This window comes from Cognatundibacterium rivi (assembly GCF_018139565.1).
GTDB lineage: Bacteria > Pseudomonadota > Gammaproteobacteria > Burkholderiales > Burkholderiaceae_D > Undibacterium > Undibacterium rivi.
This window is the reverse complement of the sequence record NZ_JAGSPK010000006.1, coordinates 313321-328152: the sequence shown is the minus strand read 5'-3', so window position 1 is coordinate 328152 and position 14832 is coordinate 313321. Positions and strand designations below refer to the sequence as shown.

General features: G+C 48.9%; 11 protein-coding genes. 1 reads left to right on the top strand and 10 read right to left on the bottom strand.

Features of this window, described 5'->3' with window-relative positions:
- Window positions 1–199: 199 nt before the first annotated feature.
- From KDM87_RS16535 to KDM87_RS16510, 6 genes are all read right to left on the bottom strand, one after another.
- Complete coding sequence (locus KDM87_RS16535) at window positions 200–544, bottom strand: hypothetical protein (protein ID WP_186897745.1); 345 nt, start codon at window positions 542–544, stop codon at window positions 200–202.
- A gap of 278 nt (window positions 545–822) precedes the next feature.
- Window positions 823–1950, bottom strand: coding sequence for an ABC transporter permease (locus KDM87_RS16530; protein WP_212680215.1), 1128 nt, complete (start codon window positions 1948–1950; stop codon window positions 823–825).
- A 1-nt stretch (window position 1951) separates the two neighbouring features.
- Window positions 1952–4723: a ribosome-associated ATPase/putative transporter RbbA gene (gene rbbA, locus KDM87_RS16525; RefSeq protein ID WP_212680238.1), complete on the bottom strand. Its 2772-nt coding sequence runs from the start codon at window positions 4721–4723 to the stop codon at window positions 1952–1954.
- A gap of 2 nt (window positions 4724–4725) precedes the next feature.
- Entirely contained in the window at window positions 4726–5796 is a 1071-nt protein-coding gene (locus KDM87_RS16520; protein ID WP_212680214.1) for an HlyD family secretion protein, read from the bottom strand.
- A gap of 4 nt (window positions 5797–5800) precedes the next feature.
- On the bottom strand, window positions 5801–7330 hold the full coding sequence (locus KDM87_RS16515; protein ID WP_212680213.1) for an efflux transporter outer membrane subunit: 1530 nt from the start codon (window positions 7328–7330) through the stop codon (window positions 5801–5803).
- Between the two features lie 257 nt (window positions 7331–7587).
- Window positions 7588–8517 (bottom strand): LysR family transcriptional regulator, encoded by a 930-nt coding sequence (locus KDM87_RS16510; RefSeq protein ID WP_329604947.1) that lies wholly within the window; start codon window positions 8515–8517, stop codon window positions 7588–7590.
- 281 nt (window positions 8518–8798) lie between these two features.
- On the opposite strand from KDM87_RS16510, the gene KDM87_RS16505 reads away from it, so the two are divergent.
- A complete protein-coding gene (locus KDM87_RS16505) occupies window positions 8799–9041 on the top strand; it encodes a DUF4148 domain-containing protein (RefSeq protein WP_212680211.1) in 243 nt (80 codons plus the stop codon).
- Window positions 9042–9181: 140 nt separating this feature from the next.
- Here the strand turns inward: KDM87_RS16505 and KDM87_RS16500 are convergent, their stop codons facing one another.
- The 4 genes from KDM87_RS16500 to KDM87_RS16485 all read right to left on the bottom strand — a co-directional run bounded on the left by KDM87_RS16500 (window position 9182) and on the right by KDM87_RS16485 (window position 14604).
- On the bottom strand, window positions 9182–10906 hold the full coding sequence (locus KDM87_RS16500) for a methyl-accepting chemotaxis protein (RefSeq protein ID WP_212680210.1): 1725 nt from the start codon (window positions 10904–10906) through the stop codon (window positions 9182–9184).
- A 684-nt stretch (window positions 10907–11590) separates the two neighbouring features.
- Window positions 11591–12364: a hypothetical protein gene (locus KDM87_RS16495; RefSeq protein WP_212680209.1), complete on the bottom strand. Its 774-nt coding sequence runs from the start codon at window positions 12362–12364 to the stop codon at window positions 11591–11593.
- Window positions 12365–12883: 519 nt separating this feature from the next.
- A complete protein-coding gene (gene ssb, locus KDM87_RS16490; RefSeq protein ID WP_212680208.1) occupies window positions 12884–13372 on the bottom strand; it encodes a single-stranded DNA-binding protein in 489 nt (162 codons plus the stop codon).
- Window positions 13373–13419: 47 nt separating this feature from the next.
- On the bottom strand, window positions 13420–14604 hold the full coding sequence (locus tag KDM87_RS16485; RefSeq protein ID WP_212680237.1) for an MFS transporter: 1185 nt from the start codon (window positions 14602–14604) through the stop codon (window positions 13420–13422).
- Window positions 14605–14832: the final 228 nt, after the last annotated feature.

The following is a 14832-nucleotide window of genomic DNA, read 5'->3' as shown; positions in this document are numbered from 1 at the left end:
AAACCAGCTGCGGCTGTACGTCCGGTCAAAGCTGCGCCTGCTCCTCGCAAACAAATTACGACCGCATCAACCTCGAATCAGGACTGGGAAGAATTCTGACCGGGATGTATTAGCGATGAAAACTCAGCGTTAATACTGTCAAAACACAAAAAGCACGATTGACATTGCTGTCTGTCGTGCTTTTTTTGCTGCTACATACTTAGTGGAACGCGCCAGCCAATTCTGGTGTTTTTGCCTTCAGGCGGAACGCACTCAGTGCTTTCGTCGCATCAGGAACTGCTGTTACTTCCGCAATGCCGCTCATTAATTCTGAAATACGGCTTTTCAACGCTTTAGCCTGGGTCGCCAATTTGAAATGCGCTGGACGCTGAGTCTGTACGATACTCCAGCGAACGATAGGCGCATGTCCACTTCCATCTAACAATGCACGATCACGCATCCATTTTTCAAAGGAACGGGAAGGCATATCGGTCTCAATCCAGATCAGATTGTCAGACGTCATCTTTTTATTATCGGAAGGGCGAACCAAAATTTCGTAAATCATTTTCAGACTCCTGTTGGGGAATCTCCGCTGCGTTAAAAGTACGTGCAAAGATTCTATGAGTCGAAAAACGAGCCGGAAGCCACTTCGGTTGACACGTAATGTTACGAAACTAAAAAAAACTATACTTTTTTTCCATTGAAATTATAAAAAATTTATTTTTTTCTTAAAAAAACTAAATTTCATCGGTTTTTTAATTTAAAAATTTTAAATAGGCTGAACGCTTACGCTTGTTAATAAAGTTTATTATTTATCATTTTAACAAATATTTAGTGATCGATTTAAGCCATCTGCCCTAAGGTTTTGCGGAAACGCGCCAATGAGAGCATGAACAATACAGAACCAATTACCAGTAATGCAAAAAAAGCCCGCCACACAACTTCAAGCCCGGCACCGCGATACAAAATGGCCTGGCTCAATTCGGTAAAATGCGTTGTAGGCGCCAGAGACATCAGCCATTGAACAAAAACGGGCATACTTTCGCGCGGAGTCATACCACCGGACAACATTTCCAGCGGCATCATCGTCAGCATCATCAACAACCCAAACTGCGGCATACTCCGTGCCAGAGTTGCCATAAAAATTCCCATAGATGTTGTTGCAAACAAATGCAAAGTCACACCAATAAGGAATAAAGCGACGGACCCATCAATCGGAACGCGCAAGGCGCCTTGAATAATAACGGTCAGCGAGACCAGAACGGCAACAAGTACAACCAAGGCCATCGACCAGACTTTTGCCAACATGATTTCAGTCGGCGTCACAGGCATCACCAATAAATGTTCTACCGTACCATGCTCGCGTTCACGAATAAGCGCCGCCCCCGTCAGAATAATTGAGAGCATCGTAATGTTATTCACCAGTTCCATCAATGAGCCAAACCACGATGGATTGAGCGCCGGATTAAAACGCGAACGTAGTGCAAGTTCCACGGGCTGTATCGGTGTCTCACGATAACGTTGCACAAATTCATTGACTTCCCCCATCACTATTTGCTGTATCGCGCCGTTGCCGGAAAATGCCTGGCTCATGCGAGTCGCATCGACGTTCAGCTGAAGCTGAGGGGTCTTTCCCGCAATAACATCGCGCTGAAAATCAGGTGGAATGATCAGAACAAATGTATACAGTCCGGCATCAAGCCCGGGATCAACTTGTGACTGGTTGATACGTACAGGTTTAGTAAATTGCGGTGGATAAAATGCAGAGATGATACGCACTGATAAAGCAGAATCATCTTCATCCACAATCGCAATCGGTGCGCGGTTCAGTGTTTCTGGCATCGCCGTGCCGGCGACATAGATCGCAGCGGTGAATGTATAAATAATCAGCGCCAGCATCATGGGGTCGCGCCAAAGACTCCATAACTCTTTGACACCCAGACGATAAATATTTGCCAAATGACGTCGCATATCAGCGCTCCTGTTTTTTCAGCAAGGCAATCGCCGCGCCAAGAATAACTGGGATTGCCAGCAACAAGGGCCAGAAAGCCGCATGTAAATCATCAAAGCCTAATGCTTTGCTGAAGACGCCGCGACTGATATTAAACATATACGTTGCCGGATAAATCTGTCCAACCAGATGCCCGATACCTTCCAGCGAAGAAACAGGATTGATCAGTCCGGCAAATTGAACAGCCGGAATCATCGTTCCTATCATGGTAAAAAACATGGCTGCAATCTGGCTGCGGGTCAATGCTGAAGCTAATAATCCCATGCCAGTTGAACAAATGCTGAACAACCACGCGGCGAGCAATAAAACAAAGAAATTTCCCTTTACGGGTACGTCGAATATCGTGACGGCAGCCAAGCTCATTAAAAGAAAATTCAGCATTGCCAACGCGACATACGGCACTTGCTTGCCAAGCAAAAATTCGGTGCGCGTTGTCGGCGTCACATAAAAATTAATGATCGAACCCAACTCTTTTTCGCGCACAACCGCCAGCGCCGTCAGCATTGCAGGCAACATCAACAGCAATAGTGGAATCACTGCTGGCACCATTGATGGCAAACTCTTCACATCAGGGTTATAGCGATAACGCGTCTCCACACTGGTAACGCCTGACAAAGTTGATCCTGTACGTTCATGCATCTGCTGTAAGAACCATTGCTGGTGCATGCCCTGCACATAGCCATTCACCGTTTCTGCGCGTTGTGGCATAGCGCCATCCACCCAGGCACCAATCTGCACAGACTTACCGCGCTCTACATCGCGCGCAAAGCCAGGTGGAATTTCTATCGCCAGTGACAACTCGCCGCTACGCATGCGCCAGTCGAGTTCTGCATAGTCAGCAATCGGCGCATGCTCAACAAAATAACGCGACCCTGCAAGATTGAGTATGTAATTCTGGCTTAATACAGTTTGATCACGATCGAGTACGGCAAAGCGCAGATTTTCAACGTCCATGCTGATGCCGTACCCCATCACAAACATCAGCAGCAAGGACCCCAGCAACGCCAGCGTGCTGCGAACCGGATCACGCTTTAGTTCCAGCGCTTCACGCCAGGTATAGGTGTAGATGCGTCCAAGGCTGCGTCGGCAACGTTGTCTGAAGCTGGGCGCTGATGTGCTGGAAAACGCTGGCAGTTCGGCGTTATTGATACTGGCCACCGCGTTAGTATCAGCAACAGGTTGTACAACATCGCCACCATCGGCTTCCAGCAGATAATCGATAAATGCTTGTTCCAGTGTTGCTGCGCCCCGTTGCGCAACTAATGCTGCCGGTGCATCGCTGGCAAGTACTCGCCCTGCATGCATCAGCGAAATACGATCGCAGCGCTCAGCCTCATTCATGAAGTGAGTGGAGATAAAAATGGTGACGTGGTCGCGCCGCGCCAGCTCTATCATCAAACGCCAGAAATTATCGCGTGCCACGGGATCAACGCCAGACGTCGGTTCATCCAGAATCAGTAATTCGGGTTGATGCACCATCGCAACCGCCAGCGACAAACGTTGCCGTATGCCAAGCGGCAGCTTATCGGGCAGCATGTCAACAACCTCTTGCAAATCAAAGCGCGCAACCATGTCCGCCACACGACCCAGTACGTCTGCTTCCGGCACATGAAATAAACGCGCATGCAAGATCAGATTCTGTTGCACATTCAGCTCGGCATATAAGGAAAACGACTGCGACATATAACCGACACGACGACGAATGGCGATATCGTGTGGATTCACTTTCTGACCAAACAACCAGGCATCGCCTTCGGTTGCGGGCAGCAAGCCTGTCAACATTTTCATGGTGGTCGATTTACCGCAACCATTGGAACCGAGAAAGCCGAATATTTCTCCGCGCCGGATGCGAAAACTGACATGATCAACCGCCACAAAATCACCGAAACGCATCGTCAGATTTTGCGCCTCAATTGCGACTGCAGCGCTGTCAGTCATCGTCAGTGGTGGAATTTCGACTCGCTGGTGTCCACGCCGCTTGATCTCCGGCAGCAAACCAATAAATGCTGCCTCCAGCGAGAGGGTCGCCGTTTTCTGCATCAGTTGGGCGGGCGTTCCTGTCGCCAGCACCTGACCATCATCCATCGCGACCAGCCAGTCAAATCCTTGCGCTTCATCCATATACGCCGTCGCAACGATGACACTCATACCCGGACGGCTGACGCGAATATGCGCAATCAGATCCCAGAATTGCGCACGAGCCAGTGGATCGACACCGGTAGTCGGCTCATCCAGAATAAGTAAATCCGGATCGTGAATCAGTGCACAACACAATCCCAGTTTCTGCTTCATACCGCCGGATAATTTGCTCGCTGGCCTATCCAGAAAAGGAGATAGCCCTGTACTGCGCGTCAATTCATCAATCCGACGATGGCTCTCAGTAGCATCATGCCCAAACAGACTGGCAAAGAATTGCAGATTTTCTTCAACCGACAAAGTCGGGGAAAGATTCTTACCGAGCCCCTGCGGCATATATGCAATGCGGGGGCAGACCTGCTCACGATGGCGACGACTGGCCATATCGCCACCAAGCACGTCAAGATGTCCCTGCTGCAAGGCGCGTGCACCGGAAATCAGTGATAACAAGCTGGATTTACCAACGCCATCAGGGCCGATAATTCCCACCATACAATTCGCTGGGATATCCAGCGTAATATCATCCAGCGCACAAACCTTGGCGTAATTCAGCCGCAGCTGTTGAGCATGCACGACAGCTGATGCCGCGACAGACATGCTCACGGCAGCGCTTTCAAATTAAGCGATGCTGGCCATGCAGCCTGTGTATCAGGCTTAATCCACGCCACGCCCGGCAAACCAGTTTTTACCTGTTGCAGGTACTTGAGCAATAAATCACGATCAATTCTGGCTTTCACACGAAACATCAATTTCTGGCGCTCGCTGGCAGTTTCAACGGTCTTCGGAGTGAACTGCGCCGTGCTGGCGACAAACGACACTTTGGCCGGAATCACAAACTGCGGTGCCGCATCCAGGACAATACGCACCTCGCTGCCCAGTGCAACTTTCCCTGCAACACTTTCCGGTACAAAGAACGTCATATAGACATCGGAAAGATCAACCAGATTCAATACCTTTCCACCACCGCCCAGAATTTCACCCGGCTGTGCAACGCGATACTGTACACGCCCTGCACGCGGCGCTTTCAATTCGCTGTCAGCCAGCTCGACATCGATGCGAGCAGTGGTCGCGGCAGCAGCTCTGACACTAGACTGCGTTCCCGTAACTTGCGTCACGGCCGCCGTCACCGCCGCCTTTGCCGCGCTGACCTGTGCCTTGGTGGCGGCAAGCGCGGCAGCCGCACTGCTGACACGTGCGCGATCATCGTCGAGTTCCTGACCGGAAGACGCACCTTCTTTAAACAGAGTTTCCGAGCGAGCCAGACGCCGTTGTGCCGCATCGAGTTCACTTTCACGCTGCACCACCAACGCCTGCGTTGCCTGCAAATCACTCTCGCGTAATGCAACCTGCGCCTCGGCACCTTTCACCGCATATTCCGCTTGCTGCTGTCGTGCTACGGCTTCATCTTTTTGTGCCTGCAAACTATCGATTTGCATACGCGCCAGCAATTGGCCTGCTTTCACAAACTCGCCTTCGGCCACCAGAATTTCCTGCACCCGCCCGCCCAGCTTGGTCGCCACGTCGATTTCAGTGGCCTCAATGCGACCATTGCCACTCACCACACTGTCACTACGATCCACTCCATTCCGGCGCTGATAAACAACATAGGCAGTGATCGCAATGGCAACTGCCATAACAAGCAAGACGATTTTTTTAATATTCGGATTCATGCGTTTATTCCTGGTTGTTTTTTGGCACCGATACGGGATCGACAGAAGACACAGATAATTCATCAGCAAACTGAATGCCACCGCCAAGTGCTGCGAAAAGCGCGACCTGTGCTGACAGGCTGGCGCGACGTATTTGTACCAATTGCTGCTCGCTCGACAGCAAATCACGCTCGGCGTCCAACACTTCCAGATAGCGTGCAGAACCATGGTCATAGCGTAGCTTCGCTAACCGCGCACGCTCAGCCTGTACTTTCAGGGTCTCGCGCGCAATATCGTCCTGTGCCGCTAACCAGTAACGTGCAGCTAAAGCATCAGCAACGTCCCTGAAAGCGGCCTGTACCGTTTGCTCGTAATGTGCGATAGCCTGCTCGCGCCGCAATCGGGCGACTTCAGTGACTGCCTCGCGTCTGCCACTGTCAAAAATCGGTAAAGTAATACTCGGTGAGAATGTCCATGCCTGACTGCCACTGCTGAATAATCCGTTTAACTCAGCACTTGCCGTACCAGCAAATGCGGTTAAAGCAATTCGTGGAAAAAAAGTGGCCCGGGCTACCGCCATATTTGCCTGGGCTGCTTGCAGCGAGTGCTCGGCAGCGAGTATGTCCGGCCGCTGCAATAGCAGATCCGAGGGCAACCCGGCCTTCAATTCAGGTAAGGGCGGAAGAGCATTGAATTGCTCGGACGCCAGCGGCAGTTGCAGTGGAACCCCCACCAACAAGGTCAATGCATTGATCTGGGTCGCACGCGTATGTTCAAGTTGCGCCTGCAATGCCATTGCCTGTTGCGATAGCAACTCGACCTGCGTCAATTCAAGCCTGGATGTTGCCCCCAGATCGACACGACGACGAAAAATACGTAAGGACTTGGCACGACTTGCGACAGTGCGTTGTGCCAGCATCAGACGCTCGTCCGTTTCGCGCAAAGCAAGATAAGTGTTCGCTACTTGTGTGATCACGCTCAACGCCGTCGCGCGACGAGTCGCATCGGTGGCAAGATACGACTGCAACGCCGCCGCATTCAGACTACTGACGCGTCCCCAAAAATCAATCTCCCAACTGCTGAAGCCAACACCAAGCTGAAATTGGCTACCAACAACCGGCCGACCCGATACATTCAGATCGCCGGGCACAGCAGTGCGCGTTGCATCCAGACTGCCGGCGATCGTAGGCAAGCGATCTGCCCTTTGTATGCCGTAAGCCGCGCGCATTTCCTGCACACGCGACAAAGCACTACGCACGTCCCGATTATTGGCTAAGGCCAGCTCAATGAGACGACGCAAAGCCGGATCAGAGAAATACGTTTGCCAACGGATTTGAGAGGCAGGAATACCTGCATCGTGCGCCGGTGCTGCGCTATAAACTTCAGCAACAGGCGATGCGGGTGATTGATATGTCGGTGCAGACAACGTACAGCCAGTCAGCAACGCAAGCAATAACGTCGCTGACGTCAGTGATATCGATGCTGCAGGAGGTCCGGCAGATACATCGTCAGAGCGTTCATTTCGCGATTCTTGACACCAATATCCATGCAACATACTTCATCACCTTTGATTCTGACGTCTAGTGGAAATTTCCTCTGCCGCGCTATTGATCCTCAGATCAATACCGGTTTGACTTCTCTGACAGCGATATCATGAACATCTGCCGACTCCCCCCTGACTAAACAAGTTAGCCAAGTGGTGCAACACCGATATTAAAACGCCTATCTTCAGGATGCCAATCTAATAATAAGTGAAATCATCAGTTCACAGACTGTGTAAACTCAGGCTAGATGCAATTTTTTTATGGCAGATCAAAGTATCTGCTGCGTCATGCCGGCGTGCGGAAATTTTTCAACGATGAAATTGATAAAACTTCGGACTTTTGCAGAAAGCAAACGACGACTGGGGTAGGCCATGAAAATAGTGACACTGCCAAACAAGTGATCAGGAAGCAGCCGGATCAGACGCCCACTACGGATATCATTTTCCAACGAATAGGATGGCAACAAGACCAGACCCATATCGGCAAGAGCGCATTCCCGCAGAATATCTGTGTTATTCGAGACAACCCGGCTATTGACTGGTATCTGCTTTAAGGCTTGTTTTGATTTCCCGGGATAAGAAAATTCTTCCGCATCCCGCTCATGAATCATCCAATTGTGACGCATAAAATCAAAGCCATAATTCAGACACCGGTGTTGAGAGATATCGTCTAAGGTTTGCGGTGACCCGTTGACTCGCAGATATTCAGGTGTCGCGCACAACATGACTTCCGGTGTAGCCAGTTGACGGGCAATCATGCTGCTATCGATTTTTTGTAAATCGAGAAAAAAACCAACATCAATCCCCTCTTCGACCATGTCGATAGAATGCGAAGAAATTTTGATGTCCAGAATGATATCGGGGAATTTTTTTGCAAAAAGTGGCAGCAAAGGAGCTAGTTGTGACACGCCAAAGCCCGGCACCGAATAAATCCGCAAGGTGCCACTCGGCTTTTTTGCTGATGTTGCAGCAATCGCATCAGCATCTTCGATATCAGCCAAAATCTGCCGGACACGCTCAAGATAAACATGTCCGGTTTCAGTCAGTGATAATTTGCGCGTGGTCCGGTTTAATAAGCGCGTACCAAGATGTGATTCAAGATCTGCAACATAGCGGGTCACAACGGCATTTGACATCTCCAGTGCGACTGCGGCCCTGGCAAATCCGCCCAACTCTACGACCTTGGAAAATATGCGCATCGATTGCAGCCTGTCCATTTTTCAAGCCCTTTATTATTCCGCTCTGAGCAACAGTATATTCCCGATACTCGTCTTTTTTGATTAAAAAGAAAAGTCTAAACTTCGTTCGTCAATAAGCCTTTTACGCACTGCGCTTATTCAACAAAGCCTGATCCCCGCTTTACAGAGCGTCATTCAGCGTACTAAAAGACCACTACCAGGTTGTACGCCGCAATGTTATCGGCAGTATAAGCATCAGGGATACGGCGTTTTGACTCTTGATAACTGAATTGGAAACTTACATGAAAACGACATATTTATTCATTGCTGGCCTGATCAGCCTCAGCACAAACGCAGTCTTTGCAGCAGAAACAACAACACCCGTCCCTAAAACCCGTGCAGAAGTAGTCGCTGAACTGGCGCAGGCGCGCGCTCAGGGTGAAGAAGTTGGTATGGAAGGAATGATCTGGTACGAAGCGCAAAAAGCTGAATTAGCAAAAGCCAACGCAGCAAAAAAAGAAACTGCCAAAGCTGACAAAAAATAAGTGCGGAACATGATTTTGCCGGTACCGGTGAAATCGATCAGACTGATCGGCACTATCAGAGCTCTGCCAAAATGAAAAACGCACCCGACATAAAATCGAGTGCGTTTTTTATCTCAATATCGTTATTCTGAAATCAAAACTCAGAACTCTTCCCACTCATCGTTTCTGGCAGGTTTAGCTTCGCTTACACTGGTCAGTTTTGGTGTTGCCTTGTTACTTTTCTTTAATACAGGCTCACGCTTTACCTGACTGAGGCGGCTCTGGGTCTTCGTTTCTCTCGCTTCTTTTACTGTGTTTTTCAAATGGACAGTATCGGCACCGGACAGCTGAAACACACTGACCACTTGTACCATATCGGCAGCCTGATCTTGCAAAGAAGCTGCTGCGGCCGCTGCCTCTTCCACCAGTGCGGCATTCTGCTGGGTAACAGTATCCATTTGCGTAATCGCCTGATTAATTTGCTCGATTCCCGCTTCCTGTTCAATACTGGCTGAAGTAATTTCTCCCATGATGTCGGTGACACGCTTCACACTGTTGACGATTTCTTCCATCATCACGCCAGCCTGGTCTACCAGACGGCTACCGGCATCCACTTTGCTGACGGAATCATCAATCAACTGTTTAATTTCCTTCGCAGCACTGGCGGAGCGATGCGCGAGACTACGCACTTCACTAGCAACCACTGCAAAACCACGCCCCTGCTCACCAGCACGCGCAGCTTCCACTGCAGCATTGAGCGCCAGAATATTTGTCTGAAAAGCGATGCCATCAATCACGCTGATGATATCGACAATTTTCTTAGATGAAGTATCGATCGCCCCCATCGTATCGACCACCTGCGACACAACCGCACCGCCTTTGACCGCAACTTCAGAAGCTGTGACCGCAAGCACATTGGCCTGACGGGCATTGTCCACATTTTGTTTTACGGTGGAGGTCAGTTCCTCCATAGAAGATGCAGTTTCTTCGAGCGAGCTTGCCTGTTCTTCTGTACGCGAAGACAAATCCAGATTACCACTGGCAATCTGCGCCGATGCCGTGGCGATCGTGTCTGTTCCGTCGCGCACCTGACCAACAATATTCTGCAAACTGTTGTTCATTTCTTTTAACGCCTGTAGCAAGAGACCGGTTTCATCTTGTGAAGTAACTTGAATTTGCTGATCCAGATTGCCGCCTGCAATCGTATTTGCAATCGTCACAGCCTCATTCAGCTTCCCGGAGATTAAGCGCGCAATCCAGTAAGCAAACGTAAACGACAGAACCGCAATCGCGAGAATCAGAACGATGATCCAAGTTCTGGAATCGCTATAAGTTTTCCCCGCCAACTCACTCGATTTTTCAGCACCAACGTCATTCACGTCGGCCAGCTTATCGACCTCAGCCAGCATGGCACGATACACCTTCGTCGATTCGCCGCGCATCAACGTAATGGCCTCTTCTTTCGTCCGCTTAGAAGAATACTCAACGATCTTGGCGTGCTCCGCCAGAAATACAGTAATGCTTTTTGCCACTTCAGGATAAATCTTTTTCTCTTCTTCTTCACTAATCAGCGACTCATATTTTTTTTGCAAAGAGATCAGATCGTCTATCTGCTTTGCCGCATTTTTTTCTGCGGTCTGCATATCCTCCGGCGTCGTTGCCAGAATATGCTGCTGTTCAAAACTACGGATGCGCGCCATCGCCATTTTTACCCGTCCCAAGACTTGTATGCTTGGTAGCCAGTTAGTCGCAACCGCAGTGGCGGCTTCATTGACCTTACTTAACTGGACGATGGAAAAAACACCGAGAAAAATGCTCAGCACGATTGCAATCGAAAATGACAGCAATAATTTGGAAGCAATTTTTAAGTTGTTAAACCATTTCATAATGTAGACTCTTTTTCTTGTTGAATTTGATCGGTCAGACAAGCACACTGTTTGTGCATGTCATATCCGATTCTAGGACTGACGCACGTCGATCGATATTGACCGATATCAAGTTGTGCCTATCTGTGCAAGCTGGATATGTATTTCATTTCAGCACCATATTCCAGATTCTTTTTTTTTCATGCATTAGCGCAAACTCCGGCGCTACGCCCCCATTGATTTCCCCGAGAGCAACCTGCCACATAAAAAATAATGAGCACTATCAATTCGTTGTCAGCAGGCATGTCCGGTCCAAGAAACCTGCTTCAAAGAAACACAGGATGTTTATTCATGCCAGAACAGGCTGAATCATATGCTGATATTTTCATAAAAAAACGTCTGCACACAAGATTTAACTAACGTAAATATTTGTTAAATTTTTGAAATGTATTTGTGCCAAAAATTTTGTCGGATCGCACCGCTTTTTTAGCGTCTGTATTGCTGAAATTTATTTATTTCAGAAGCCGGAGTTGAATCAGGAATCCCTGATAAGTTTGCGCTATCGTGCACAGTCTTTTCCCATGCAGCGTAGCGAGCGACCAGGATCGTATGCGCTTGAACATCATGGAATTTACTAAGATACAAATACCAGAAATTCCATCATGGCTTGCCCGCGTAGAAATCGACTGTGCACCAACAGTGTCATTATTTGATATTGAAAACCTTAGGGTCAATGACGGCGCTGGCCTTTACAGAAATAGGTTCAGTAATGACGACTCCGAACTGATCTTTTGCTGTCAATGCCCTGACGTAACCAGCCACGTATTTACCGTCGTAGCCGATAAATTTGGTCGAACCCTGAGTTTCAATCATGCAAACCTGACCCACCGTTTGCGTCGTCGCACTTTCTGGCAAGCATTTCAATTGGATGCCATTGACTACCTTGGCATCGGTATAGATTGCGCTATTTTCCTCGTCACCTTTCATCTCGGTTTGCACAGGCTGCGAGACACGCTCGCCATTTTCCTGAACATCAATGTGATAGCTGTTTCCGTTGTTCACAACACGTAATGTTTCCGTTTTTGCGATCGACGAGGCGCAGCCACTCTCCGGAGTCATATCGACCTTGATGACGCTGCTGACCGTTGTATGCGAATAATTTTTTCCATCACTGACGTATGTATCTTTATCGATAATGAAATCAGCTGGAATATCAATAAACGGCTTGACTGGCAAATTTTTAATTTGCGCAAAACCGACACAGGCGTCGTAGCCATTTTTATACCAGTCGCGATACTGCGCAAGGTTCTCAGGCTTTGTCGCCGTTACCACCTCGTAACCCGATCCCGTTGAGCTACGACTGTTATTACCATCTGGATTGGCTGAACTGCCGGAACTATTCCCACAAGCGGTTGTGCATATCAAAAGTGTCAGAGCGATACTTTGCTTGAGATACGCCGTTTTATTTCCTGACCACATGTGGAATCCTCATCTAATAAATTTGAAATTAAGATCACCCTATTGCTGACAACAACGATGCCGTGCACAACTTTGCGTCAGTCGCCAACGATGTTCGCCAGCAGGGAATAAATAAACCCGGATACGCTTCTTTTCCATCGTGTCACAGCAATCGATAAGGGCGATCAATTAACGTGACTTTGCCCTTGAGTACGAATCAATATCTGACGATTTATCCAAAAAAAGAAACGGATTAATGCGTGGAAATCATAGTGCAATATAAGAAATTATTTTTTGACAATTACATTGATTTACATTTCTTTTGAAAATATAAATTTTCTTTATTTCAGAGGAAAACAATTCCAGATATATCAAAGACTTTTTGTTATTCTGCATATTTCTTTTTACCAACGAAATCGCAAAATTTTACAAAAATCTTATAAAGAAAAATTTGTATTTATTTGTCTCTGCAAATAAAAAAAGCCCTGAAAAATCAGGGCTTTAATATTTATTTTTTACACTTCACATCGCAGGTACGAATTAAAACGGAATATCGTCATCCATGTCTGAGAAGTTCGGCGCAGGGCGGGAAGCTGGTGCCTGACGTGGTGCAGGTGCTGCGGCCTGACGAGGCGCAGGAGCTGGAGCGCCGCCGTAACCGCTGTCATCCATTGCTGCGCCGCCGCCCATACCCTGACGGCCGCCCAGCATCTGCATGCTGTCTGCCTTGATGTCGGTCGCGTATTTTTCAACGCCGTCTTTGTCTGTGTATTTGCGTGTGCGCAGGCTGCCCTCGACGTAGACTTGCGAGCCTTTTTTCAGATACTGACCCGCGATTTCAGCGAGCTTGCCAAAGAAGGTAATGCGGTGCCATTCAGTCTGTTCTTTTTTATCGCCTGTTGCTTTGTCTTTCCAGCTGTCTGTCGTTGCGACAGTAATACTGGTCATTGCATCACCACTTGGCATATAACGTGTTTCCGGATCGCGGCCCAAATTGCCAACGATAATGACTTTATTGACGGATGCCATGGTTTTCTCCTGTTTTCCTGTTCGTTCCTGATAATAATCTGGCTGATTCAGCCTTCTGCAGGCTGATTACGGCCTGACCGGCGGGGTATTTCCGGCATTTTGGATGCGATTATAAGCCAGATAAGAGTAAAAACAGCGCACAAACCAAAGATTGATGAGGGCGTTGCGTACTGCGACAGCAAACCGCCGACAGCACCGCCGCATGCCATCCCGAAAGCCTGCAAAGTGTTATACACGCCCAATGCCGCACCTTTGGCTGCTGGCGGCGCAATCCGCGATACCAGCGATGGCTGACTGGCTTCCAATACATTAAAAGCAATGAAAAAAGCGAATAACAGAGCCATCAATAAAAACGGCTGTTGCAACCATTGCCAGAAACCCAGTTGCACCAGCAATAACAAGGTAATCGCCGCAATAAATACCTGCTTCATCTTGCCGTATTTTTCACCAACAAAAATGGCTGGCAACATCGCCACAAACGATGCCAGCATGACCGGCAAATAAATTTTCCAATGACTGGCAACTGGCATACCGGCGACCTTGACCAGCGTTGCAGGTACCACCACAAACATGGCCATTTGTCCCAGATGTAATACAAAGACGCCAAAGTTCAGGCGCATCAACTCGCGGTTTTTCAATACGGTGGAAAAAGGAACCGGCTCAGCCTTCACCATCGCGGCATCCGGCGTGACCCAGATGACAAGCGCGATGGCGGCCAGCGCCAACACTGCGGTCAGCATAAACATGCCCGCCATCCCGATGCCCGCATACAGCAAAGGCGAAATCACCATCGCCAGTGCAAACGTAATGCCGATCGAGCCGCCTATCATTGCCATCGCCTTGGTACGGTGCTCTTCACGGGTAGAATCGGCGACCAGTGCCGTGATTGCAGCTGAAATGGCACCCAAGCCTTGTATGCCGCGCCCGATCATGATGCCGGTCAGCGAGGAGGATTCCGCACAAATTACGGCGCCAAGTGCAAACAAAATCAGGCCAGTCACGATGACGGGTTTGCGTCCGTAACGATCAGATGCCATGCCGAAGGGTATCTGGAAAAATGCCTGCACCAGACTGAACATGCCCATGGCAATACCCACCATCACAGCACTCTCACCACCACTCAGGCTTTTTGCATAAATCGCAAATACGGGCGACATCAGGAACAGACCCAGCATGCGTAAGGCAAAGATAGATGCCAGCGAGGTGCCCGCCCTGATTTCATCGCGGCTCATACCGGATGATTCACTTTGTATTGCACCAGTGCTATCGGATTTTGTTGCCATAGTCATATTAAAAACTCGCCCACGTGAGGTAATTTGCGCAAAGCAAAGACGAGCCTGCGGTAATGTTCAAAAACCCGTTATAGTAGCAGGTTGCTTGCCTCTGCCCAAATTCAGATCAAATACCATGACGACACGACCAAAAGCCGCTAAAGCACCAAAACCAGCCGAAATCGAGTT

What these genes read in the sequence shown, in the direction of transcription:
- KDM87_RS16535 (WP_186897745.1), bottom strand. Translation starts at nt 544, where the DNA reads ATGATTTACGAAATTTTGGTTCGCCCTTCCGATAATAAAAAGATGACG.
- KDM87_RS16530 (WP_212680215.1), bottom strand. Translation starts at nt 1,950, where the DNA reads ATGCGACGTCATTTGGCAAATATTTATCGTCTGGGTGTCAAAGAGTTA.
- rbbA (WP_212680238.1), bottom strand. Translation starts at nt 4,723, where the DNA reads ATGTCTGTCGCGGCATCAGCTGTCGTGCATGCTCAACAGCTGCGGCTG.
- KDM87_RS16520 (WP_212680214.1), bottom strand. Translation starts at nt 5,796, where the DNA reads ATGAATCCGAATATTAAAAAAATCGTCTTGCTTGTTATGGCAGTTGCC.
- KDM87_RS16515 (WP_212680213.1), bottom strand. Translation starts at nt 7,330, where the DNA reads ATGTTGCATGGATATTGGTGTCAAGAATCGCGAAATGAACGCTCTGAC.
- KDM87_RS16510 (WP_329604947.1), bottom strand. Translation starts at nt 8,517, where the DNA reads ATGCGCATATTTTCCAAGGTCGTAGAGTTGGGCGGATTTGCCAGGGCC.
- KDM87_RS16505 (WP_212680211.1), top strand. Translation starts at nt 8,799, where the DNA reads ATGAAAACGACATATTTATTCATTGCTGGCCTGATCAGCCTCAGCACA.
- KDM87_RS16500 (WP_212680210.1), bottom strand. Translation starts at nt 10,906, where the DNA reads ATGAAATGGTTTAACAACTTAAAAATTGCTTCCAAATTATTGCTGTCA.
- KDM87_RS16495 (WP_212680209.1), bottom strand. Translation starts at nt 12,364, where the DNA reads ATGTGGTCAGGAAATAAAACGGCGTATCTCAAGCAAAGTATCGCTCTG.
- ssb (WP_212680208.1), bottom strand. Translation starts at nt 13,372, where the DNA reads ATGGCATCCGTCAATAAAGTCATTATCGTTGGCAATTTGGGCCGCGAT.
- KDM87_RS16485 (WP_212680237.1), bottom strand. Translation starts at nt 14,604, where the DNA reads ATGAGCCGCGATGAAATCAGGGCGGGCACCTCGCTGGCATCTATCTTT.